General features: G+C 69.1%; 21 protein-coding genes. 11 read left to right on the plus strand and 10 right to left on the minus strand.

Annotation, left to right across the window (positions count from 1 at the left end; all coding sequences use genetic code 11):
* The first annotated feature begins 367 nt into the window (after positions 1-367).
* Both AB0D04_RS00830 and AB0D04_RS00835 read left to right on the plus strand, forming a co-directional pair.
* Positions 368-958, plus strand: a complete 591-nt coding sequence (locus AB0D04_RS00830; protein WP_362697527.1) for a dihydrofolate reductase family protein — start codon at positions 368-370, stop codon at positions 956-958.
* A gap of 66 nt (positions 959-1,024) precedes the next feature.
* On the plus strand, positions 1,025-1,414 hold the full coding sequence (locus AB0D04_RS00835; protein ID WP_362697530.1) for a VOC family protein: 390 nt from the start codon (positions 1,025-1,027) through the stop codon (positions 1,412-1,414).
* A 174-nt stretch (positions 1,415-1,588) separates the two neighbouring features.
* Here the strand turns inward: AB0D04_RS00835 and AB0D04_RS00840 are convergent, their stop codons facing one another.
* The 3 genes from AB0D04_RS00840 to AB0D04_RS00850 all read right to left on the minus strand — a co-directional run bounded on the left by AB0D04_RS00840 (position 1,589) and on the right by AB0D04_RS00850 (position 3,728).
* Entirely contained in the window at positions 1,589-2,446 is an 858-nt protein-coding gene (locus AB0D04_RS00840; RefSeq protein ID WP_362697533.1) for an oxidoreductase, read from the minus strand.
* A gap of 206 nt (positions 2,447-2,652) precedes the next feature.
* Positions 2,653-3,087 carry a hypothetical protein gene (locus tag AB0D04_RS00845; protein WP_362697536.1) on the minus strand — a complete coding sequence of 145 codons (435 nt, stop codon included), beginning with the start codon at positions 3,085-3,087 and terminating at the stop codon, positions 2,653-2,655.
* Complete coding sequence (locus AB0D04_RS00850; protein WP_362697538.1) at positions 3,081-3,728, minus strand: TIGR03086 family metal-binding protein; 648 nt, start codon at positions 3,726-3,728, stop codon at positions 3,081-3,083. Before AB0D04_RS00850 ends, AB0D04_RS00845 begins: the two co-directional genes overlap by 7 nt.
* A 52-nt stretch (positions 3,729-3,780) precedes the next feature.
* Here AB0D04_RS00850 and AB0D04_RS00855 point away from each other — a divergent pair, with 52 nt between their 5' ends.
* Together AB0D04_RS00855 and AB0D04_RS00860 are read left to right on the plus strand one after the other, a co-directional pair.
* A complete protein-coding gene (locus tag AB0D04_RS00855; protein ID WP_362697541.1) occupies positions 3,781-4,284 on the plus strand; it encodes a MarR family transcriptional regulator in 504 nt (167 codons plus the stop codon).
* A 156-nt stretch (positions 4,285-4,440) separates the two neighbouring features.
* Positions 4,441-4,770 carry an antibiotic biosynthesis monooxygenase gene (locus tag AB0D04_RS00860; protein WP_362697544.1) on the plus strand — a complete coding sequence of 110 codons (330 nt, stop codon included), beginning with the start codon at positions 4,441-4,443 and terminating at the stop codon, positions 4,768-4,770.
* A gap of 70 nt (positions 4,771-4,840) precedes the next feature.
* Here the strand turns inward: AB0D04_RS00860 and AB0D04_RS00865 are convergent, their stop codons facing one another.
* Positions 4,841-5,449 carry a hypothetical protein gene (locus AB0D04_RS00865; protein WP_362697547.1) on the minus strand — a complete coding sequence of 203 codons (609 nt, stop codon included), beginning with the start codon at positions 5,447-5,449 and terminating at the stop codon, positions 4,841-4,843.
* A 216-nt stretch (positions 5,450-5,665) separates the two neighbouring features.
* Between AB0D04_RS00865 and AB0D04_RS00870 the strand changes: the two genes are divergently transcribed.
* From AB0D04_RS00870 to AB0D04_RS00890, 5 genes are read left to right on the plus strand one after another with little or no spacing between them, the layout of a single operon-like run.
* Complete coding sequence (locus AB0D04_RS00870) at positions 5,666-7,291, plus strand: ABC transporter substrate-binding protein (RefSeq protein WP_362697550.1); 1,626 nt, start codon at positions 5,666-5,668, stop codon at positions 7,289-7,291.
* 18 nt (positions 7,292-7,309) lie between these two features.
* Positions 7,310-8,233, plus strand: coding sequence for an ABC transporter permease (locus tag AB0D04_RS00875; RefSeq protein WP_362697553.1), 924 nt, complete (start codon positions 7,310-7,312; stop codon positions 8,231-8,233).
* The gene (locus AB0D04_RS00880; protein ID WP_362697556.1) at positions 8,226-9,221 is read left to right on the plus strand and encodes an ABC transporter permease; all 996 of its coding nucleotides are present in this window, start codon (positions 8,226-8,228) and stop codon (positions 9,219-9,221) included. Before AB0D04_RS00875 ends, AB0D04_RS00880 begins: the two co-directional genes overlap by 8 nt.
* An 11-nt stretch (positions 9,222-9,232) precedes the next feature.
* Complete coding sequence (locus tag AB0D04_RS00885; RefSeq protein ID WP_362697559.1) at positions 9,233-10,249, plus strand: ABC transporter ATP-binding protein; 1,017 nt, start codon at positions 9,233-9,235, stop codon at positions 10,247-10,249.
* The gene (locus AB0D04_RS00890; protein ID WP_362697562.1) at positions 10,236-11,330 is read left to right on the plus strand and encodes a dipeptide ABC transporter ATP-binding protein; all 1,095 of its coding nucleotides are present in this window, start codon (positions 10,236-10,238) and stop codon (positions 11,328-11,330) included. Before AB0D04_RS00885 ends, AB0D04_RS00890 begins: the two co-directional genes overlap by 14 nt.
* 102 nt (positions 11,331-11,432) lie before the next feature.
* On the opposite strand, the gene AB0D04_RS00895 is transcribed toward AB0D04_RS00890, so the two are convergent.
* The 5 genes from AB0D04_RS00895 to AB0D04_RS00915 form a co-directional block, all read right to left on the minus strand.
* Positions 11,433-12,596 (minus strand): dipeptide ABC transporter ATP-binding protein, encoded by a 1,164-nt coding sequence (locus AB0D04_RS00895; protein ID WP_362697565.1) that lies wholly within the window; start codon positions 12,594-12,596, stop codon positions 11,433-11,435.
* A 12-nt stretch (positions 12,597-12,608) separates the two neighbouring features.
* Positions 12,609-13,673 (minus strand): ABC transporter ATP-binding protein, encoded by a 1,065-nt coding sequence (locus tag AB0D04_RS00900; protein WP_362697568.1) that lies wholly within the window; start codon positions 13,671-13,673, stop codon positions 12,609-12,611.
* Between the two features lie 11 nt (positions 13,674-13,684).
* A complete protein-coding gene (locus AB0D04_RS00905; protein WP_362697571.1) occupies positions 13,685-14,656 on the minus strand; it encodes an ABC transporter permease in 972 nt (323 codons plus the stop codon).
* Positions 14,657-14,815: 159 nt separating this feature from the next.
* Complete coding sequence (locus AB0D04_RS00910; RefSeq protein ID WP_362697574.1) at positions 14,816-16,618, minus strand: ABC transporter substrate-binding protein; 1,803 nt, start codon at positions 16,616-16,618, stop codon at positions 14,816-14,818.
* A gap of 104 nt (positions 16,619-16,722) precedes the next feature.
* Entirely contained in the window at positions 16,723-17,757 is a 1,035-nt protein-coding gene (locus AB0D04_RS00915; protein ID WP_362697577.1) for an ABC transporter permease, read from the minus strand.
* 488 nt (positions 17,758-18,245) lie between these two features.
* Here AB0D04_RS00915 and AB0D04_RS00920 point away from each other — a divergent pair, with 488 nt between their 5' ends.
* A complete protein-coding gene (locus AB0D04_RS00920) occupies positions 18,246-19,346 on the plus strand; it encodes a hypothetical protein (protein ID WP_362697580.1) in 1,101 nt (366 codons plus the stop codon).
* A 22-nt stretch (positions 19,347-19,368) separates the two neighbouring features.
* Here AB0D04_RS00920 and AB0D04_RS00925 read toward each other — a convergent pair whose 3' ends face one another.
* Positions 19,369-21,552: a prolyl oligopeptidase family serine peptidase gene (locus AB0D04_RS00925; protein ID WP_362697583.1), complete on the minus strand. Its 2,184-nt coding sequence runs from the start codon at positions 21,550-21,552 to the stop codon at positions 19,369-19,371.
* Positions 21,553-21,800: 248 nt separating this feature from the next.
* Here AB0D04_RS00925 and AB0D04_RS00930 point away from each other — a divergent pair, with 248 nt between their 5' ends.
* The gene (locus AB0D04_RS00930; RefSeq protein ID WP_362697586.1) at positions 21,801-21,995 is read left to right on the plus strand and encodes a hypothetical protein; all 195 of its coding nucleotides are present in this window, start codon (positions 21,801-21,803) and stop codon (positions 21,993-21,995) included.
* Positions 21,996-21,997 lie beyond the last annotated feature (2 nt).

The raw sequence follows: 21,997 nt of genomic DNA on the forward strand, positions 1-21,997 counted from the left end.
CACCGCAGACATCGACGCAGACCGGCAGCGGCCGACCGGCCACGACGACGAGAGCGCAATTCTCGATCGGACTGTGGGAGGGAACGCGGCTGGACAGCGAGCGAGAGGGGGCGGTCATCCCAAGCCCCTGTCAGTGGCTTGCAGTTGTCGGTCTGCCACACCCAGTCCGGCCAACTCGCATATTCAGCCTATGAGTTGCCGGGGCGGGCGCAGGGCGAAGGGGTCCGGTTGGTGTCCGGCCCGCCGGCCGCCGGGCGTAGGCCTATTGCGTAACCACTACGCATGAAGTACTTTACGCGGAGTGGTTGGCGTGCGGGTCGCTGTGGCGCGTCCCGGCGCATCGGTTACGGGGAAATGGGGGGCAACCTTGCGTAAGCTCACGTACTTCATCGCCTGCTCGATCGACGGCTTCATCGGTGATCCGAGTGGTGACGCGTCGTCCATGTTCCAGTTCCTGGACGAGGAGTTTGTCGGCTACCTCAAGGCGGAGTATCCGGAGACCATCGCGGTCCAGGGCCGTACGCCGCTCGGCCTCGAGGGCGCCGTGAACCGGAGCTTCGACACCGTGATCCAGGGGCGGGCCAGCTATCAGCTCGCCCTGGACATGGACATCACCAGCCCGTACGGGCATCTGCGCGAGTACGTCGCCTCGCGGACCCTGACCGAGTCGCCCGACCCGAATGTCACGCTCGTCTCCGGCGACGTGGTCGGCGCGATCCGCGAGCTCAAGGCGGAGGACGGCGACCTCGGCATCTGGCTCTGCGGTGGCTCGCAGCTCGCGGGTGAGCTGCTGGACGAGATCGACGAGCTCGTGATCAAGACCTATCCGCAGGTGTACGGCTCGGGCATGCCGATGTTCGACTCGGGCTTCGCGGTCGCCGACTTCGCGCTGGAGTCGGTCCGCACCTTTGACAACGGTGTGCTGGTCAGGACGTACAGCCGTAAGCGGCAGTCCTGACGCGGCGAAGCCCACTCCGGCCGCACGGGCCCTGCGCACTCAATCGACCACCAGCTTGGAGCACTTGTGAACGTCACCGCATCCACCGTGTCCCTGAACGTCGACGATGTCGCCGCATCCAGCGCATTCCTCACCACCCACTTCGGCTTCGTCGAGCGGATGGCCGCCGACGGCTTCGCCTCCCTGGGGCGTGACGACGCGGCCCTCGACATCGTCCTGCTCCGGCGCGGGAACGAGGTCCTGCCCGAGGAACAACGCGACCAGCACGCGGCCGGCCTCATCATCGCGCTGACGGTCACCGACCTCGCGGCCGAGGACGAGCGCCTGCGCGGCGAGGGCGCCAACATCACGATGCCGCTGCGCGAGGAGCCCTGGGGCGAGCGGCTGCTCCAGGTCACCGACCCCAATGGCGTCATAGTCCAGTTGGTGGAATGGGTCGCTCCCGCCGGAGCCTGATACGAGGGGCCCGAAGCCTGATGCGAGGGGCCGAAGTCCGATACGACGGGCCCGGCTGCGGATACGGCGACGGGGGTCCCGGCTCCGGGCAGGGTCGGCGCGCACATCATGTGCGGCCGGTCCTGCCCTCGTCCCCCCCCCCGCAAGGTCACGGCGATCCAAGGCTTCCCGAGGTCAGCGGAATGCGGTGTCCGCGCCGATCGCCTCCACCGCGTCCAACTCCTCCAGCCGGGCAAGGAGATGGGTGCGGATCCAGCCGAAGGCCTCCGCCCCCAGGGGGAGGCGGAGCGGCGGTTCGTCGAGGCCGATCGCGGCGATGATGGCCTCGGCGCCGCGGTAGGGGTCGCCCGGCTGGGTGCCGTGTGAGGCTTCGAGGGCCTTGCGGGCGGGGGCGATGAGGTCGGCGTAGTCCTCCATCGGCGTGCCCCAGCGCAGCGACCGTCCGCCGAACTCGGTGCGGAAGGGGCCGGGTTCGACGATGGTGACGCGAATGCCGAGGTGGGCGACTTCGGCCGCGAGGGCCTCGGACATGCCTTCCAGGGCGAACTTCGTCCCGGCGTACGCGGTGCCGCCCGGCCCTGCCTTCACGCCGATCACCGACGACATCTGCACGATATGGCCCGACCGCTGCCGTCGCAGAAGGGGCAGAACGGCGCGGGTGACCGCCATCGCTCCGAAGACGTTCGTCTCGAAGTTGCGGCGCAGATCGCTCTCGCTCAGCTCCTCGAACGCGCCGAGCAGCCCGGCCCCGGCGTTGTTCACCAGGACGTCGATCCGGCCGAAGGCCCGCTCGGCCTCGGCCACCGCGCCACGGACCGATTCGGCGTCGGTCACATCCAGCCGGACGGCGCGGATCCGGTCCGGCGCGATGCGCATCAGATCGTCGAGGGCGGCGACGTCCCGCGCGGTGGCCACCACCCGGTCGCCGTGAGCGATGACGGCCCGGGTGAGCTCTCGTCCGAAGCCGGAACTGGTCCCGGTGATGAGCCAGACCCGGTCCTTGCCCGGCCCTTCGCCGTGCTGATTGCTCATGGTGCTCCTGTGTTGGGGGGTGGCTCTCGGGGGGGCAGTTCGGCGGCCGCGTTCCGTATGCACCTCGTACGTGGCCCATGGCGGGGCGGGCCGATACGGCCCGACGGGCCCGTGCCCCGGCGCACTCTAAAGGTGCTCTGCCGCTGCTGGTAAACGATTTTTCCGGTCTCCGGTCTCAGGTCTCCGCCCTCCGTGCCTGAGTCGGCTCAGGTGGAACTGTTCGGCGGCGGCCGGTCGTTGAAGGGCCGCCGTCCAGGAGTCCGCGGCCGGAGGGCGGCATGTGCGCGGGCCCAGATCTCGGGGGGATCGAAGCGGGCCGCCGTCCAGGTGGTGGAGGTCACCGAGCCGCGCCCCCGGTAGCGCCGCATGATCGCGACATGCGGCGGCCAGGAGACGAAGCCGCGCAGCGCCGCCTCGTCGCGCCAGACGGCGACCGCGCCGCAGCGGCGGGCCGTCGGGGACGTCCAGAGCCAGAGGCCCAGCGCGCCGTCGAGGTCCGGCCAGTCGGCGGTGAGGCTGCGAGCGGCGCGGTGGACGCCGGGCAGGTCGGTGAGCCGCGCGAGCGTGAGGTCGGTGACGCTGACCAGTACGGGCCCGTGGTGGTCGCGCTCCGGTCCGGCCGTCCAGGACGACCTCAGCACGGCGGGGTCCAGGACGGCGAGCGGCCCAGGGTCGTCAGGATCCGGTCCAGCGCGCTCGCGTCGTCGTCCGCCGGGAGGCCGGGGCGGAAGGCGCTGCCGGGGGCCAGCCGGTAGTCGTCGCCGGACGGGACGGCCCGCGCGATCGGGAGCGCGGCCTGCAGCAGCGCCGGGTCCGGGTCGTACGGGAGGCCCAGCGTCCGGGCGACGTCCCAGCCGTGGACGACGTAGTCGATGAAGTGGAAGCCGATGGCCTGGAGGGCCGGGAAGCTCCGGTCGGTGGTGAATTCGGGGAGGGCGAAGGGGGCGTTGGGGGAGGTGACTTCGGCGAAGGCCGCGATGACGTCGTCGGCCGCGGCGGCGTACCGCGCCACCGGGTCCCGGGCGGGTGGGCCCGCCGCCCAGTGCGCCAGGTCCTGGCCGTCCCCGCGGGCGGCCGCCGCGAAGCCCCGGTGCTGGACCGTCATATGGGCGAGCAGTTCTGCCAGGGTCCAGGCCGCGCAGGGTGTGGGCCGGGACAGGTCGGCGGGCGTCACCCGGCGTACGACGGTCACGCTGTCGCGTACGGCCCGGTCGTCCAAGCCCCGGAGGAGAGTCAGGCGTTCGCTGTCCGATGCCGTGGAGGCCCGGCTATTCGTATGCATGTGCTTATGATGTGCGGACGCTTACGAACTGTCAAGGGGTATTTTTCTTGGCATGGCTGAACGCGCTGGTGGCAGGGACGACGCACCCGGGGGGACTGCGGGCGAAGAGGGCCGGCCCGCCCGCCCCGACCTGGCGGCGATGATCGTGCCGTTGGGCCGCGCGCTGATGGCCGCCGAGCAGCCGATCCTGGACGCGCACGGGCTGGCCATGTGGGCCTATTCGGTGCTGCTGCGGCTCGGTGAGACCCCGATCCGTTCGCAGGCGGCGCTGGCCGAGGCCATCGGGGCGGACAAGACGCGGATCATTGCGGTGCTGGACGATCTGGACGCGCGTGGGCTGATCGACCGCCGCCCCGATCCCGGCGACCGGCGGGTGCGGCTGCTGTCGCTCACCCCGGAAGGGCGCCGCCTGCGCGACGCCGTGCAGGCGGACATCCAGCGGGGAGAGGAAGAGCTCCTGGCCCGGTTCCCGGCCGCGGAACGGGACGGATTCGTACGGGTCCTGCGGGCGCTCTCCGCGGCCGCGGCGAAGGGGAACGTCGGCCTCGGTGGATGACGGCCCCATTCGGCTTGTTCGGCTGATCGCCCGTTTCCGCGCCGGTCAGTCGATTCCGCCCCGGTCGCCCGTTTCCGCCTCGTTGCCGGTGGCCCCCGGTACCAGTTGCGAGCGGCCTTGACGCGCGTTGTCAGTGGGCCTTGGCACGATGGGGGAATGACCTGGACCACGATAGAAACAGGGCGCGGCATCGCCACCTTGATCAATGTCTTCACCGTTGCGCCGGAGCGGCAGGCGGATCTGGTGGCATTGCTCGTCAGGGCGACCGAGGAGACGATGCAGGGTCGGGCGGGGTTCATTTCGGCGAATATCCACGCCGCCGACGACGGCCGGCGGGTCGTCAATTACGCACAGTGGGAAAGCGAGGCGCACTTCCGGGCGATGTTGGCCGACCCGGTGGCGCAGGAGCATATGACGCAGGCCGCCGAGATCGCGGAGAGCTATGACCCGCGGTTGTTCTCGGTGGAGTCCGTGCATCACGTGTAGCGCGGGCGGCCGGGCAGGGGGTGGGGTGGGCGCGGCGCGACAAGGGTGCCGGCCGTCCCCGCCCCCTGCGTCACTCCGGGCGTGGTGACGGGTCGGGGATGCCGTAGTCGAACTCCAGGGAGTCGGCCAACTCCTCGGCCACGCCGTCCCAGGCGGGGAAGGTCCCCAGCCACGCGGCGAACCGCCAGCCGTATTCCGCCATGGCGTCCCTGGTGATCGCCGCCTCCTCTTCCGCATCGGGCAGGGTGAGCCCGAAATTCCGCGCCAGCCAGGTGAGGTACTCCTGACGCGCCGGACAGAACTCGCCCAGGTCCTCGTCCTCGTCCGTGGCATCGCGTTCGAGCGGGATCAGCCGGAAGAATTGCGGCAGATTGCGCGCGTGAACCCAGATGTCACCCTCGTCGCCGCAGAAGATGACGGGCAGGGTGGCGAGGTCGCGCCGGTCGTCGCACCGCCAAAGTGACCAGAACGAACCGCTGGCAGTGGCCTCGGCAAAGGGGATGAGCCGGTCGACGAGCTCGGCGTCGTCCGGGTCCCGCGCGGAACTCCCCAGGCAATCCTTGCGGTTGTACTCGAAACCGTTCATCGAGAAGCCGTCCGCATAGCTGTGCACCCCCACCCGCTCCTCGAATTCCTTGAGCAGGTTCAACTCAGGTATGGGGGAGTAGGCATCACTCATCAGGGCCACCGTGCGGAAAAGGGGTGCGTCCGGGTGAATCCATCGTACGGATGCGGTCATCCGCCCGGGGCCATACGGGGGATTTCTCGGGTTTTCGGGGCGCCGACGGCCAACGCTGGGCGCATTATGTCGTCTTTTGCGTTCGTATAGAGCTCTCGTATAGGGCTCTCGAAGAGAGCCAGAGCGCTCCGGGAAGACCTGAGGAGGCATCACCCCATGCGTGGAGCTACGCGCGCGAAGTGGGCCGTATGCGCCGTTGCCGTCGCCCTTGCGGCCACGGCCTGTGGGGGCGGGGGCGGCGGTGGGGAGAGCGCCGGGGTGGTCAGCTCGTCCTGGGGGGATCCGCAGAATCCGCTGGAGCCCGCGAACACCAATGAGGTGCAGGGCGGCAAGGTCATGGAGATGCTCTTCCGGGGGCTCAAGCGCTACAACCCCAAGACCGGTGCCGCCGAGAATGTCATCGCGGACAAGATCGAGACGAAGGACTCGCAGAATTTCACGGTGACCTTGAAGGGCGGATGGACCTTCAGCAATGGGGAGCCGGTCACCGCCAAGTCCTTTGTGGATGCCTGGAATTACGGCGCGCTGCTCACCAACAAGCAGAAGAACGCTTCCTTCTTCCAGTACATCGACGGATTCGACGCGGTGCATCCGGAAAGTGTTACGCCCACCGCCAAGACCCTGTCCGGGCTGGTGGTGAAGGACGACAAGACCTTCACCGTCAAGCTCCGCCAGAAGTTCTCCAGCTGGCCCGACACCCTTGGCTATTCGGCCTTCATGCCGCTGCCCCAGGCCTTCTACAAGGACCACGATGCCTGGCTGCAGAAGCCGGTCGGCAACGGTCCGTACACGGTGGACGAATACACCAAGGGCACCGTGCTGAAGATGCGCAAGTGGGGCAAGTACCCGGGGCCGGATCCGGCGCAGAACGGCGGCATCGATCTGCGGGTCTACACGGACAACAACACCGCGTACACCGACCTGCAGGCGGGGAATCTGGATCTCGTCGACGATGTGCCGGCCGCGCAGCTCAAGAACGTCAAGAAGGATCTCGGGAACCGGTACATCAATCAGCCGGCCGGGATCATTCAGACCCTCACCTTCCCGATGTACGACAAGGACTGGGGCGGCGGCGGGAAGAAGGAGAAGCTGCGGCAGGGGATTTCCACGGCGATCGACCGGGACCAGATCACCCGGGAGATCTTCCAGAAGACGCGGACGCCCGCCACGGACTGGACCTCGCCGGTGCTGGGGAAGGACGGCGGATACAAGGCGGGGCTGTGCGGCGATGCCTGTGAGTTCAACGCGGAGAAGGCGAAGCAGCTCATCAAGGAGGGGGGCGGGCTGCCCGGCGGGAAGATGACCATCGGCTACAACGCGGACACCGGGTCGCACAAGGACTGGATCGACGCGATCTGCAACAGCATCAACAATGCGCTGGGCACCGACAAGGCGTGCGTCGGCGCCCCGGTCGGTACCTTCGCGGACTTCCGCAACAAGATCTCGGCGAAGCGGATGACCGGGCCGTTCCGGGCCGGCTGGCAGATGGACTATCCGCTGATCCAGAACTTCCTGCAGCCGCTGTATTACACGGATGCGGCGTCCAACGACGGGAAGTTCAGCGACGCCGACTTCGACGATCTGGTGAACGAGGCGAATGCGCAGACCGACACCGGCAAGGCCGTCGAGAAATTCCAGGACGCGGAGAAGATCCTGGCCGAGCAGATGCCGGCGATTCCGCTGTGGTACCAGAACGGCAGCGGCGGCTACTCCGACCGGATCAGCAATGTGTCGCTGAATCCGTTCAGCGTGCCCGTCTTCAATGAGATCAAGGCGGTGTGAGGCCCCGGAGGCCCACTCATGGGACGGTATGTGATCCGGCGGCTGCTCCAGATGATCCCGGTCTTCATCGGCAGCACGTTCCTGATCTTCTTCATGGTGTACGCGCTCGGCGACCCGGTCGCCGCACTCTTCGGTGACAAGGCCCCCGACCCCGCCACCGCCGCCCAGATCCGCGCCGATCTCTATCTCGACCAGCCGCTGTGGAAGCAGTATCTGCACTACATGGGGCAGATCTTCCAGGGGAATTTCGGCACCGCGTTCAACGGCCAGTCGGTTACCGAGCTGATGGCGGACGCCTTTCCGGTGACGGTCCGGCTGACGCTCGTCGCCATTGTCATCGAGATGATCGTGGGGGTGGTGCTCGGTGTGTTCAGCGGGCTGCGGCGCGGGCGCAGCGTGGACACCTCGGTGCTGCTGCTCACCCTCGTCGTCGTCTCCATCCCCACCTTTGTCAGCGGCTATGTGCTGCAGTTCCTGTTCGGGGTGCAGTGGGGCTGGGCCGCGCCCACCGTCGCCACCGACGCCCCGCTGAATGAACTCCTGCTGCCGGGGCTGGTGCTGGCGCTGGTCTCGCTCGCGTACGTCACCCGGCTGACCCGGACCTCGATCGCGGAGAACGCGCGGGCCGATTACGTCCGTACCGCCATTGCGAAAGGGCTGCCCCGGCACCGTGTCATCACCCGCCATCTGCTGCGCAATTCGCTGATCCCGGTCGTCACCTTCATCGGCACGGATATCGGCGCGCTGATGGGCGGCGCCATCGTCACCGAGCGCATCTTCAATATCCACGGTGTGGGATTCCAGCTCTATCAGGGAATCCTGCGGCAGAATTCACCGACGGTGGTCGGGTTTGTCACGATTCTCGTGCTGGTCTTTCTGATCGCCAACCTCCTCGTCGACCTGCTGTATGCCGTCCTCGACCCGAGGATCCGCTATGCCTGAGCCCTACGAGCCGTATGAGGCCTATGTGCCGAAGGAAGCCATCGGGCACGGCGACGGCGGCTCCGCCGCGCTGGCCATCGGTGAGGCCGAGTCGCTGGAGCGGCCCCCAGGAGCCGGCCCGCCCGGTGGCGAGCCCACCGGCAAGCCGCGCAGCCTGTGGAGCGACGCCTGGCACGACCTGCGCCGTAACCCCGTCTTCCTGGTGTCCGCGCTGGTCATCGTCTTCCTGGTGCTCATCGCGATCTGGCCGAAGCTGATCGCCTCCGGCAACCCGTACCGCGGCGACCTCGCCAGGGCCCAGCAAGGCGCCGCACCCGGCCACCCCTTCGGCTTCGACACCCAGGGCCGGGACGTCTACACCCGCGTGGTCTACGGTGCCCGCGCCTCCATCACCGTCGGCGTCTGCGCCACCGCGGGCGCCGCGCTGCTGGGCAGTCTGATGGGCGGGCTCGCCGGATTCTTCGGCCGCTGGTGGGACACCCTGCTGTCGCGGCTCGCGGACATCTTCTTCGGCATCCCGGTGATCCTCGGCGGTCTGGTCTTCCTCTCCGTCATCACCAGCAGCACCGTCTGGCCGGTGGTCGGCTTCATCGTGCTGCTGGGCTGGCCGCAGATCTCCCGTATCGCCCGGGGCGCCGTGGTCACCGCCAAACAGAACGACTACGTCCAGGCGGCGCGGGCGCTGGGCGCCGGCAACGGGCGGATGCTGCTGCGGCACATCGCGCCCAACGCCATCGCCCCGGTCATCGTCGTCGCCACCATCGCGCTGGGTACGTACATCGCCCTGGAGGCGACGCTGTCCTTCCTGGGCGCCGGCCTGAAACCGCCCACCGTCTCCTGGGGCATCGACATCTCCGCGGCCTCCACCTACATCCGCAACGCCCCGCACATGCTGCTGTGGCCCGCGGGCGCCCTGAGCATCACGGTGCTGGCGTTCATCATGCTCGGCGACGCGGTGCGCGACGCCCTCGACCCCAAGTTGCGCTGAGGAGTGGGCAGATGACCGAGGAGGAAGCGCCGGGCACGGGCGGTGACGCCCTGCTCGACGTGCGCGACCTGCACGTGGAGTTCCGTACGCGGGACGGGATCGCCAAGGCCGTCAACGGCGTCAGCTACCGCGTCGCGGCCGGACAGACGCTGGCGGTGCTGGGGGAGTCCGGCTCCGGCAAATCCGTCACCGCGCAGGCCGTGATGGGCATTCTCGACTCGCCACCGGGGTTCGTGACCGGAGGCGAGGTCGTCTTCCAGGGACGCGATCTGCTCACGATGGACAAGGACGAGCGGCGCAAGGTCCGCGGCGCGAAGATGGCGATGATCTTCCAGGACGCGCTGTCCTCCCTGAATCCGGTGCTCAGCGTCGGGGCGCAGCTGGGGGAGATGTTCCGGGTCCATGAGGGGAAGTCCCGCAAGGAGGCGCGGAGCAAGGCCGTCGAGCTGATGGAGCGGGTCGGGATCCCGGCGGCCGCGGCGCGGGTGGGGGACTTTCCGCACCAGTTCTCCGGCGGGATGCGGCAGCGCATCATGATCGCGATGGCGATGGCCCTCGCCCCCGACCTGATCATCGCCGACGAGCCGACCACGGCGCTCGATGTCACCGTCCAGGCGCAGGTGATGGATCTGCTCGCGGAACTGCAGCGCGAGTACCACATGGGGCTGATCCTGATCACGCACGATCTGGGGGTGGTCGCGGACGTTGCCGACACCATCGCGGTGATGTACGCGGGACGGATCGTGGAGACCGCCCCCGTCCACCAGCTCTACAAGGCGCCCGCCCACCCGTACACCCGCGGCCTGCTGGAATCCATCCCGCGCCTGGACCACAAGGGCCAGGAGCTGTACGCGATCAAGGGCCTGCCGCCCAACCTGACCGCCATCCCGCCGGGCTGCCCCTTCAACCCGCGCTGCCCGCTCGCCCGGGACGTCTGCCGCACCGACCTGCCGCCGCTCTACGAGGTGGGCCCCGGCCGGGCCAGCGCCTGCCACTTCTGGAAGGAGACCCTCAATGGCGCACGGTGACGGGCCCCAGGCCGTTCAGGAGCCCCACCTCCCCCGGCCCGGCCAGGCGGCGCTCGGTGAGCCGATCCTCGAGATCCGCGACCTGGTCAAGCACTATCCGCTGACCCAGGGCGTGCTCTTCAAGAAGCACGTCGGGGCGGTGAAGGCCGTCGACGGCGTCTCCTTCGACCTGCGCAAGGGCGAGACGCTCGGCATCGTCGGCGAATCGGGCTGCGGGAAGTCGACGCTCGCCAAGATGCTGGTGGGCCTCGAGCGGCCGACATCGGGTCAGATCCGGTACCAGGGACGGGACATCAGCACGCTGTCCGGGCGGGCGATGAAGGAGGTCCGGCGCAACATCCAGATGGTGTTCCAGGACCCCTACACCTCCCTCAATCCCCGGATGACGGTCGGGGACATCGTCGGCGAGCCGTACGAGATCCACCCCGAGGTGGCGCCCAAGGGAGACCGCCGCAAGAGGGTGCAGGAACTCCTGGACGTGGTGGGGCTCAACCCGGAATACATCAACCGCTATCCGCATCAGTTCTCCGGCGGTCAGCGGCAGCGCATCGGCATCGCGCGCGGGCTCGCGCTGCGGCCGGAGATCATCGTCGCCGACGAGCCGGTCTCCGCGCTGGATGTGTCCGTCCAGGCGCAGGTCGTCAATCTGCTGGAGGGGCTGCAGGACGAATTCGACCTCTCCTATGTCTTCATCGCGCACGATCTGTCCGTCGTACGGCACATCTCCGACCGGGTCGCGGTGATGTACCTCGGCCGGCTCGCCGAGACCGGTACGGACGAGCAGATCTACGACCACCCCACGCACCCCTACACCCAGGCGCTGCTCTCCGCCGTCCCCGTACCGGACCCCGAGGCCCGCGAGCGCCGCGAGCGCATCCTGCTGGCCGGTGACGTGCCCTCGCCCGCCAATCCGCCGTCCGGCTGCCGCTTCCGTACGCGGTGCTGGAAGGCGCAGGCGCTGTGCGCGGAGGTCGTCCCGCCGCTGGAGGTACCCGCGGAATTCCGCGAGAGCGAGGGGCCGGCGAAGCATGCCTCGGCCTGCCATTTCGCGGAGGAACGGCACGTGGTGCCGAGCGATTGAGCCGGTGGCCGGACAGCCCGGTGACGGGGCCGTCAGCCGGCCGGACAACGCCGTGGGGGCGCCCGGCCGCCGCGGCCGGACGCCCCCACGTATGACGGGACTTCAGAGGGTCTTGCCGGTCGGCCCCTTCTCGTCCGGGCCGGCCGGACCGTCCTCCGCCTGCTCCTCGATGACCGCCAGCGCCGGGTCCAGGACGATGTCCTCGCCCCGCGCCGCGGTCGTCGGCTCCTCCGGGAAGTGGCAGGCGGTCAGGTGCCCCGCCGCGTTCCCGGAGATCTCAACGAGCGGCGGCTGCTCCGCCGCGCACTTGTCCTGGGCCTTCCAGCAGCGGGTGCGGAAGCGGCAGCCCGAGGGCGGGTTGACGGGGGAGGGGACGTCACCGGCGAGGCGGATGCGCTCGCGGCCCTCGTCCTCGTCCTCCACCAGCTTGGCCTCGGGGACGGCGGAGAGCAGGGCGTGGGTGTACGGGTGGCGCGGGCGGTTGTAGATCTCGTCGCGGGTGCCCACCTCGACGATCTTGCCGAGGTACATCACCGCGACCCGCTCGCTGAAGTGGCGCACGATCGCCAGGTCGTGGGCGATGAACAGGAACGCGATGCCCAGCTCGCGCTGGAGCTTCTGGAGCAGGTTGACGACCTGCGCCTGGATGGAGACGTCGAGGGCCGAGACGGGCTCGTCGGCGACGATCAGCTTGGGTTCCAGGGCGAGGGCGCGGGCGACGCCGATGCGCTGGCGCTGGCCGCCGGAGAACTCGTGCGGGAAGCGGTTGTAGTGCTCGGGGTTGAGGCCCACGGTCTCCAGCAGCTCGCGGACCCGCTTCTCCCGGCCGCCGGGCGGGTTGATCCCGTTGATCTCCATCGGGCCGCTGATGATGGTGCCCACCGTCTGCCGCGGGTTCAGCGAGGCATACGGGTCCTGGAAGATCATCTGGATCTCGGAGCGGATCGGCGCCAGCTCCTTGCGCTTGGCCCGGGTGATGTCCTGGCCCGCGTAGGTGATCTTGCCGGAGGTCGGCTCCATCAGCCGGGTCAGCAGCCGCCCGGTGGTCGACTTGCCGCAGCCCGACTCGCCGACCAGGCCGAAGCTCTCGCCGGCGTGCACGGTCAGGTCCACGCCGTCGACGGCCTGGACCGCGCCGACCTTCCGCCTGAAGGGGAATCCGCCGTAGATCGGGAAGTGTTTGGTCAGGCCCTCGACGGTCAGAAGTGGCTCGCCCTGGGCGGGCGCGAGATCGCGGGGCGCGGGGAGAGTGACGTTGTCGGTCATGGTGATGGCTCCCTAGCCCAGCCGGGGCTTGATCTGCTCGGTGAAGAACGACTGCTTCTGCTCGGCACTCAGATGGCACGCGGCGGCGCGGCCCGCCGCCAGCGGCGGCCGCTCCTTGGTGCAGCGCCCGCCGCCGACCTCGTCGACAAAGCCGCAGCGTGGGTGGAAGGCGCAGCCCGCGGGCGGGTTGAGCAGGCTCGGCGGGGATCCCGGGATCGGGTAGAGGGCCTCGTTGACGTCCGAGGACAGCCGCGGCATGGAGCTGAGCAGGCCCCAGGTGTACGGGTGACGGGGCTGGGTCAGGATCTTCTTGACGGAGCCGCGCTCCACCGCCCGCCCGGCGTACATCACCAGCAGATCGTCCGCGGTGTCGGCGACCACGCCCAGGTCATGGGTGATCAGGATGATCGCGGAGCCGAACTCCTGCTGGAGGTCCTTGAGCAGGTCCAGGATCTGCGCCTGCACGGTGACGTCGAGCGCGGTGGTCGGCTCGTCCGCGATCAGCAGCTCGGGGTTGCAGACCAGCGCCATGGCGATCATGGCGCGCTGGCGCATACCGCCGGAGAACTGGTGCGGATAGTCGTCCACCCGCAGAGTCGGCTGCGGAATGCCGACCTTGGCCAGCATCTCGATCGCCCGCTGCCGGCCCTCGCGCTTGCTGACGCCGGTGTGCTTGATGTACGGCTCCGCGATCTGCCGGCCCACCGTGTAGTACGGCGAGAGCGCGGTGAGCGCGTCCTGGAAGATCATGGCCATCTTGTTGCCGCGGAGCTTTTCCAGGGTCTTCTCCCTGGCCCCGGTCAACTCCTGGCCGTCCAGGGTGATGTCGCCCGTGATGGTGGTGCTCTTGGGGTTGTGCAGGCCCAGGACGGCGAGGTTGGTGACGGACTTGCCGGAGCCCGATTCGCCGACGATGCCGAGCGTCTGGCCGCGCTCCAGGTCGAAGGAGAGGCCGTCGACCGCCTTGACGATGCCGTCCTCGGTGGAGAACCGGACATGCAGGTCGCGGACGGAGAGGAAGGGGTCCGAACCGTTCGGGACCGGCTTCTCCTCGGTCTTGGTGAGGGATGTGGTCACTTCAGGCTCTCCTAGGACAGGCGCACGCGCGGGTCGATAAGGGCGTACGTCGCATCCACGATGATGTTGAACACCAGGATCAGGGCGGCGCTGAAGACCAGTACGCCCATGATCATGGGGAGGTCGAGGGTTTGGACGGAGTTGATCGCCAGCCGGCCCAGGCCCGCGAGCTGGAAGGTGAACTCGGTGATCATGGCGCCACCGAACAGCGAGCTCAGGTCGATGCCGAGGATGGTGACGATCGGGATCAGCGAGCCGCGCCAGGCGTAGCGCAGGAAGACGTAGGACGCCGACATGCCCTTGGCCTTGGCGGTGCGGACATGCTCCTCCTGGAGCTGCTCGATCATTGTCGAGCGCGACATACGGGTGTACTGCGCGGTGAAGATCGTCGACATGACCAGCCACGGCAGCAACAGACCCATGAACCAGCCGGCCGGGTCCTTGGTGAAGTCCACGTACTTGGGCGAGGCCATCATGCCGCTGTAGACGAAGATGCCGAGCACGACCGGGCCGAGGATGTAGATCTGTACGGAGCTGAGCACCATGGACGCACCGGTGACGGCCTTGTCCAGGAAGCTGCCCTTCTTCCACGCGGCCAGCAGACCGGCGCCCAGGCCGATCACCAGGAAGGCGATGGCACCGCCGAGGGCCAGCGACGCCGTGGTGGGCAGCCGGTCCATCATCGTCGCCCAGACGTCCTGCTTGGTGGCGAAGGAGTAGCCGAAGCAGGGGGCGTCGCAGTGCCCCAGGGTGAAGTCGCGGCCGGCGAAGATGCCGACGATGAAGTCCCAGTACTGCTCGGGCACGGGCTTGTCGAGGCCGAGGTTCTGGTGGATGAGGGCGACGTTGTCGGCGGTGCAGTTCTTACCGCAGGCCATCAGGGCCGGGTCGCCCACGGAGAAGAAGACAAAGAAGGTGACGGCACTCAGCAGGACCAGCGTGATGACCGCGCCTGTGATCCGGCGAAAGAGAAAGGGAAGCATGGCAGTTTGCTGCTCTCAGGACGGCGGCGGCTGTGGGGAGTGGGGGGTGGCGGGAAGGTCCCGGAGAGCGCGCGCTCCGCCGTGCCGCGCGCTCTCCGGAAGGCCTCCGTGCTGCTTACTTCAGTGCTGACGTGGGGCGATGCCGACGTGCGGCGCCGCTCACTTCTTCAGGTACAGCGTGTTCACGTCGAGGTAGTTGGTGTCGGTGTTGTAGCGGATACCGCCGACGTTGGAGCCGTAGAGCTGGAGGCTCTTGATGTAGAAGACCGGCGCGGCCGGGTTGACCTTCTCCACGATGTAGTGGTGCAGCTTCTGCCACTCCGGGGTCGCCTTCTTGGCGTCCGAGATCTTCTTGATCCGGTCGATCTCGTCGCTGATGTGCTGGTCGCGCACGTGCGAGTAGTTGGCGTCGCCGTTCTGGATCGTGCGGCCGTCGTAGGACGGCGGGATCACGGTGGAGGCGTCGGGCCAGTCCTGGCCCCAGCCGGTCATGTAGATGTCCAGGCCGTTCTTGACCTTGCCCATCTGCTCGTACCAGGAGGCGGCGTCGATCTCCTTCTTCTGGACGTTGAAGCCGGCCTTGTCCAGCGCATCCTCGATGACCGCGGCTTCCTTCTGCCGGATCTCGGTGTTGGAGTAGGCGTAGACGAGCTTCATGCCCGACTTGCCGGCCTTCTTCAGCAGCGCCTTGGCCTTCTCCGGCTCACCGTTGGGGTGCTTGAGCTTCCCGTACGGGTCGTAGCCCTTCTCGTAACCCGCCACGGTCGGCGCGAGCAGACCGCCGGCCACCTCGCCGCCGTAGCTGCCGCCGTTGATCCGGACGATCTGGGCGTTGGGCATGGCGTAGGTGATCGCGTCACGGATCCGCTTGTCCTTGATGCGGTCCATGTTCATGTTCATCTGCCAGACGTAGGGCTGGTAGCCCTGCACCAGGCGCTTGCTGGCGCTGGGGTCGTCCAGCACCTGCTTGGTCTGCGTCGGCTCCACCGCGTTGGTGAAGCTGATCCCGTTCTTGGCCTCGCCCTGGTCGGACATCAGACGCTTGGTGGAGTCCGAGTACTGGTGGTTGAACGAGATGTCGAAGCCGTCGACGTACTGGTGGCGCATCGGGTCCGTCTTGGGGTCCCAGTGCGTGTTGCGCACCAGCTTGGCGCCCTTGCCGGGCTTGAAGGACGCGAACTTGTACGGTCCCGCGCACACCGGCTTGACATCGTAGCTGTCCTTGGTGTCCTTGGCGCCGTCCGGGACGACGCTGTAGCCCGCGATCGTCAGCGCGTAGGGCAGCTGCGACTGCGGCTGCTTGAAGTGGAAGACGACGGTCTTCGCGTCCGGGGTCTCCAGGACGCTGTTGGGCAGGTGGTCACCCTTGTACGGACCGTCCGGCAGCGCCTTGCGGTAGGTGCTTCCGGAGCCGGACAGCCACTGCTGCACATAGGTGGGGCCGTCGGTGATGAACTTCGCGTACATCCGCTCGATGGAGTGGCGGATGTCCTTCGAGGTGATCGGCTTGCCGTCCTCGAACTTGATGCCGTCCTTGAGCGTGTACTTCCAGGTCTTGCCGCCGTCCGACATCTGGCCCGCGTCGGTGGCCAGGTCGCCGACCACCGTCTTGTTGCCCTTGTCGTCCTGCTTGAAGGTGGTCAGGCCACGGAAGATCAGCTTGGACAGATCGCCCAGGTCGCTGACGTACATCTGCGCCGGGTCCAGGTGGTTGAAGCTGTCCCGCTGGTAGACGCGGACGGTGCCGCCCTTGTGGGCGCCCTTGACCTCGACGGCCGGGCCGGTGGAGTCGGTGACCGTGCCGATCGGCACCGTCTTGGCCTGCGCCGCGGCGTCCTTGTCCGTCTGGGACGTGTCCTTGCCGGAGCCGCCGCCGGCGCTGCAGCCGGTGAGCGCGAGCGATCCGGCCGCCAGGGCCACGAGGGCCGCGCGTGCTCTGCGCGGAGATAGTGCGTTCTTCATGGGGATCCAAGCACCTGCCTGTCGGTAGTGGTCCAGAAGTGCTGCCTGACACATCCGGGACGGAGCCCGGGGTGGGGGTGACAGCAGCCCCCTCAAGTGGACGATCAGCGCCCGGACTTGGGATCGAAGGCGTCCCGGACCGAGTCCCCGAGCAGGTTGAAGCACAGCACGAAGATCACCATCGCGGCGCCGGGGAAGAGAAGGAAGGTCGGGTCGTTCTCGTAGACCATGCCGGCCGTGTGGAACAGTCGCCCCCAGTCCGGGGTCGGTTCCATGATGCCGACGCCCAGATAGGACAGGCCGGCCTCCGCCGTGACGAACAGCGGAAGCATGTAGGTCGCCTGAACGAGGATCGGCGTGACCACATTGGGCAGCAGTTCCTTGCGGATGATCCGCCAGGGGGAGGCGCCGGTGATCTTCGCGGCCTCGACGAACTCCCGCTCACGCAGCGACAGCACCTGACCGCGCAGCAGGCGGGCCAGACCCATCCAGCCCAGGGCCCACTGCACCAGGATCAGCGCAACCACCCGCACATAGGTGGGGGTCTCGTCGCCCGGCGGCACGAAGAGCGCGACGACCACCGGCATGAACGCCACGAACGTCAGCTGACTGGGGAATGCGAGCAGAAAGTCGATGACCCGGCCGAGCCAGTAGTCGGTTCTGCCGCCCAGATAGCCGGCCGTGACACCCAGGACGGTGCCGGTGATGACGACCAGGACCGTCACCGCCAGTGCGATACCCAACGAGGTGCGCATGCCGTAGAGCAGGTTGGTGAACAGATCGCGGCCCAGTGAAGGTTCAATACCGAACCAGAAATCGCCGGAGATGCCGCCGTTGGCGCCCATCGGATAGCCGAACTCGTCGAAGAGACTCGGGTCCTCATTGCCGTAGAAGGTGTACGGATTCTTGCCGTACAGCGTGGCGATCAGAGGGGCGAGCGCCGCGACGACGAAGAAGGCCAGGACGACGAGCGCACAGATCACGCCGGTGCGGTCGCGTTTGAAGCGCCGCCACATCAATTGGCCGGGGGAACGGCCGACGAGCTCACCGCCCTTACGGTCCTTCTCCTTCTTCAGACCCTTGGGGCCAAGTCCTGGGGTGTCGGACTTGGTAGCCGCGGTCTGGGATGGACTAGTCATCGCGAAGTGCCCCCGCGCCGAGTTCTCTTGGAACATGAAGCGGCGCCGAGTTCGCGCCGTTGGATGAGCGCGACTTTGGCAAGTGATTTATGGCGGAGTCAAGGGTATGCGGTGTGCCGGTGTGCAGGTCGTCCGCTTCTTGAGCGAAGATTGCGCAGATTGACGCATAGACGTGCTTGACAGGTCACCCTCATGTACGGCATGGGGGACATATCGCACCCAACTTCTTTAACGAGAAGGCAACTTCGCCGTCGCAACACCGATATACGGACGCGGCATGATGAACAACGTACGGCCGTGCGGGTGCCGTAGACCGGTCGGGGACTCCCACGCGGACCCCGGCCGGTCGCCGTTTTGCCAGTGTTTGCCGCCCCCGCGGATACGCATCTGTTGTCCCGGTCCCCCGCGTGGAGTAGACCTGCGGTAGGCGCCCCGCACCGGCGGGCGGCCAGGACGACACAGCGCATCGACGCGGACGGGGGCGGGCCGTGTCCACCAGCAACAAGAGCGGTCTCAGCGGCGGCGCGCGCGGCATCGGCGCGCTGGCCTGTCTGCTGATGGCGCTGCTGAGCGCCGGCTGGATCATCCGGGACCTCGACATCGCCCAGCAGCCCGCCGACCTGTGGTGGACGTGGCTGGGCGAGGCCCGCCGCCCCGGTGAGTTCACCGCCTGGGCCACCTCTGCCCTCGACCCGCTGCTGGTGCTCGGCGCGCTCGCCGCCGGGGGCGCCGCGCTGCGCGCCGCCTCGTCCGTGGCCTCCGGCGCGCTGCTCGCCCTGGCGGCCGCCACGGCGCTGCTGCGGCTCCCACTGCTGTGGGTGCTGGGCGCGAGCTGGCTCCAGGGACTGGAGAGCGGACTGACCGGGCGGGCCCGGCTGACCGCCGGCACCCAGCTCGCCCTCGCCGTGGTGCTCGTCGTCGCGGTCGCGGCGGGCCGCCGGCCGGACGGGCGTACGGACCGCGGCCTGCGCGGGATGGCACGGACGGCGTACGGCGTGGTCCACCGTGTGCCGTACGACGGTGAGAGCACCGCGGTGCCCGGCCGGCCGCGCAAGGGGCCTGCCCGCACCCTTGGCGTCCTCCTGGGCGCCGCCGGGCTGTCGATCGCCGCCTGGGAGGTGCACTGGTGGCTGCGGCTGGACTGGGAGACGTACCGCAAGGGGCTGCTGGGCGATGCCTCCGTCTTCCGGGCGCTGCTCCAGCCGCCGGTGCACTGGCAGGTGGTGGTGCTCGCCCTGCTGGCCCTGGGCGGCGCGGCGGCGGCGCTCCGCCGGGCGTCCTGGGCGCGGCCCGCGGCCATGGCGGCCGGTGCCCTGCTGTTCGCGCAGGCGGCCGCGGCGCTCGCCTTCGCCGGCAGCACCGGGCAGCTGGACCGCCTCCCGGTGCTGCCCGGCCAGGCCCAGCTGGAGCTCGGCACCATGCTGTTGGTGGCGGTCGCCGGGCTGGCCGCGGTCGTGGTGGCGGCCCGGCCCGGAGTGCCGGACGAGAGCCGGGACGCGGACGGGGCGGTGGCGTACGGCGCCTCCCCGGCGGCGGAGCGGCCGCCGCACGCCCCGCCCCCGCCGTCCACGCTCCCGCCCGGCTGGTGAGGGGCCGGTCACCCAGGGCCGGTCACCGAGCGGCCGGTCGTTCCATCCCGAGCGACCGCTTGAGGAAGTCCACCTGGAGCAGCAGGAGGTTTTCGGCCACCTGTTCCTGGGGCGTCATATGGGTCACCCCGGACAGCGGCAGCACCTCGTGCGGGCGGCCCGCCGCGAGCAGCGCCGAGGACAGCCGCAGCGCATGCGCCACCACCACGTTGTCGTCCGCCAGCCCGTGCACGATCAGCACCGGCCGGTGCGGCTCCACCGCTCCCGACAGCCCCTCGTCCGTGACCAGCGAATTCGCGGCGTAGACCGCGGGTTCCTCGGCCGGATGCCCCAGATACCGCTCCTGGTAGTGGGTGTCGTAGAGACGCAGATCGGTGACGGGCGCGCCCACCACCGCCGCATGGAAGACATCGGGGCGGCGCAGCGCGGCGAGCCCGGCCAGGTAGCCGCCGAAGGACCAGCCGCGGATCGCGACCCGCTCCAGGTCGAAGGGAAAGGTTTCGGCCAGCGCCTGGAGGGCGTCGACCTGGTCCTCCAGCACGACCGCGGCAAGGTCCCGCGACACCGCCTTCTCCCACCCAGGGGAGCGGCCCGGCGTACCCCGCCCGTCCGCGACCAGCACCGCGAACCCCTGGTCGGCGAACCACTGTGACGTCAGAAAGGCGTTGTGCGCGGCGACCACGCGCTGGCCGTGCGGCCCGCCGTACGGGTCGAGCAGCACCGGCAGCGGACCGTCGGCGTCCGTATAGCCGGTGGGCAGCAGCACCGCACACGGAATCTCCCGGTCCCCGGCGAGCGCGAAGCGGGGCCGGGCGGTGAGCGCCGGCTCCTCGGCGTACGAACCGATCGTGGCGAGGGTCTTCTCGCCGCCGTCCGCGTCCAGCCGGATCACCTCCACCCGGGCGCCGGGCCGCTCGGCCGATGCCTGGGAGAGCACCACCACCGCCCCGCCGCGCACCGCCGAGGACACCGTCGGATACGGCCGCCCGCCGACCCGCTCCCAGCCGCCCTGGTCGCCGCTGCCCCGGAACCACGCGCGGTAGACGCCGATGTCCTTCATATCGGTGCCGCTCGCGGAGAAGAGGACATCGTCCTCCCCGATGTCCAGTACGGCGCGGACGTGCAGCGGGGCGCCGGTCAGCGGGCGGTCCCCGACGAACAGCTTCCGCGCCCCGCCCTCGTCCGCGATCCGTACGAGCCGGCCGTCCGGCGTCCAGCCGGGCGCCCCGGGGAACGGTTCGACCCAGACCTCGTCCTCGTCGTCGTGCACCGTACGGGTCGCACCGGTCGCGGTGTCGACCGTCAGATAGCGCTGGTCGCGCTGGTCGCGGGACTGCACCAGCAGCAGCGGCGGACCGGCCGCGGACCAGTGGACGCGCGCCAGATAGGGGTAGCGCGCACGGTCCCAGGTGACCTCCGTACGGGAGCCGTCCAGGCCGAGCAGCGCCAGGGTGACATCGGCATTGTCGGTGCCCGCCGCCGGGTACGGGATCTGCGCGGGCTCGCGGTCCGGGTGGGCGGGGTCGGCGATCCACCAGCGCCGCACCGGGGAGTCGTCGACCCGCGCGGCCAGGATCCGGTCGCTCTGGGGGGACCACCAGTAGCCCCGGTGGCGGCCCATCTCCTCGGCGGCGATGAACTCCGCGAGGCCCCAGGTGATGCCGGGGCCTTCGGGTTCGGCGAGTACGCGGTCCGCGCCGCCGTTCCCGGTCCCGTCCGCGCCGCCGTCCGCCGCGACCACACACAGCCGGCCGTCGGCCACGAACGCCACGTGGCGCCCATCCGGCGACGGCCGCGGGTCCACCACCGGCCCCTGGACCGGAAGTTCGCGTGTGGTGCCGGCCCGCAGCTCACAGACGAAGAGCCGGCCCGAGAGGGTGAACGCCGCCAACTCCACCGCGGCGTCCACCGCGTAGTCGACAATGCCCGCCGAGCCCTCCCGGGTGCGCTCGCGCCGTGCCCGCTCCTGCGCGGAGAGCTCCTCGTCCGCGCCGGCCAGCAGCGTCTGCGGGTCGGCGGCGGTGAACTCCCGCCCCTCGTCCACGGCGAGGACCCACAGCCGCTGGGCGCGGTCGGTCCCCGAGGGGGAGCGCAGGAAGACGACGCGGGCGCCGTCGGGGGAGAGGGAGTAGCCGCGCGGAGCACCCAGCGTGAAACGCTGTGTACGGGCGTACTGCCGGGGGAACGATGGCTGTCCGGTCGTCATGGACCGAGCCTAGGGCGCGGCCACGCTCCGGGGGGCGTGGACCCATGTCCGGTCGCACCAGCGAAGACCGCATGCGCCCCTCCTCTGCTCCCGTGCACCGACTTATGCGCTCGGACGGAAAGTTATGATCCCTTGCGCGTCGTGGGTACGGGGTAAAGAGCCCATGGCATACCCGGTGTGCGGCTCGTCGCGGCGAGTCGTGCACCATCAACTCTGTCCGGTCCGTGCGTACTTGGAGGTGAGCCGCCGTGGCACTCTCGATTTCGGCGGTGGTGCTGCTGGCGATCATCGTCTTCTTGCTTGTCAAGAAGTCCGGGCTGAAGGGCGGGCATGCATTTGTCTGCATGCTGCTGGGTTTCTACCTGGCCAGCTCGTCCATCGCTCCCACGGTCAAGCAGCTGACGACGAATGTCGCCAGCATGCTCGGCAACATCAAGTTCTGATC

It is taken from the genome of Streptomyces sp. NPDC048483 (genome assembly GCF_040651455.1).
Taxonomy (GTDB): Bacteria; Actinomycetota; Actinomycetes; order Streptomycetales; family Streptomycetaceae; genus Streptomyces.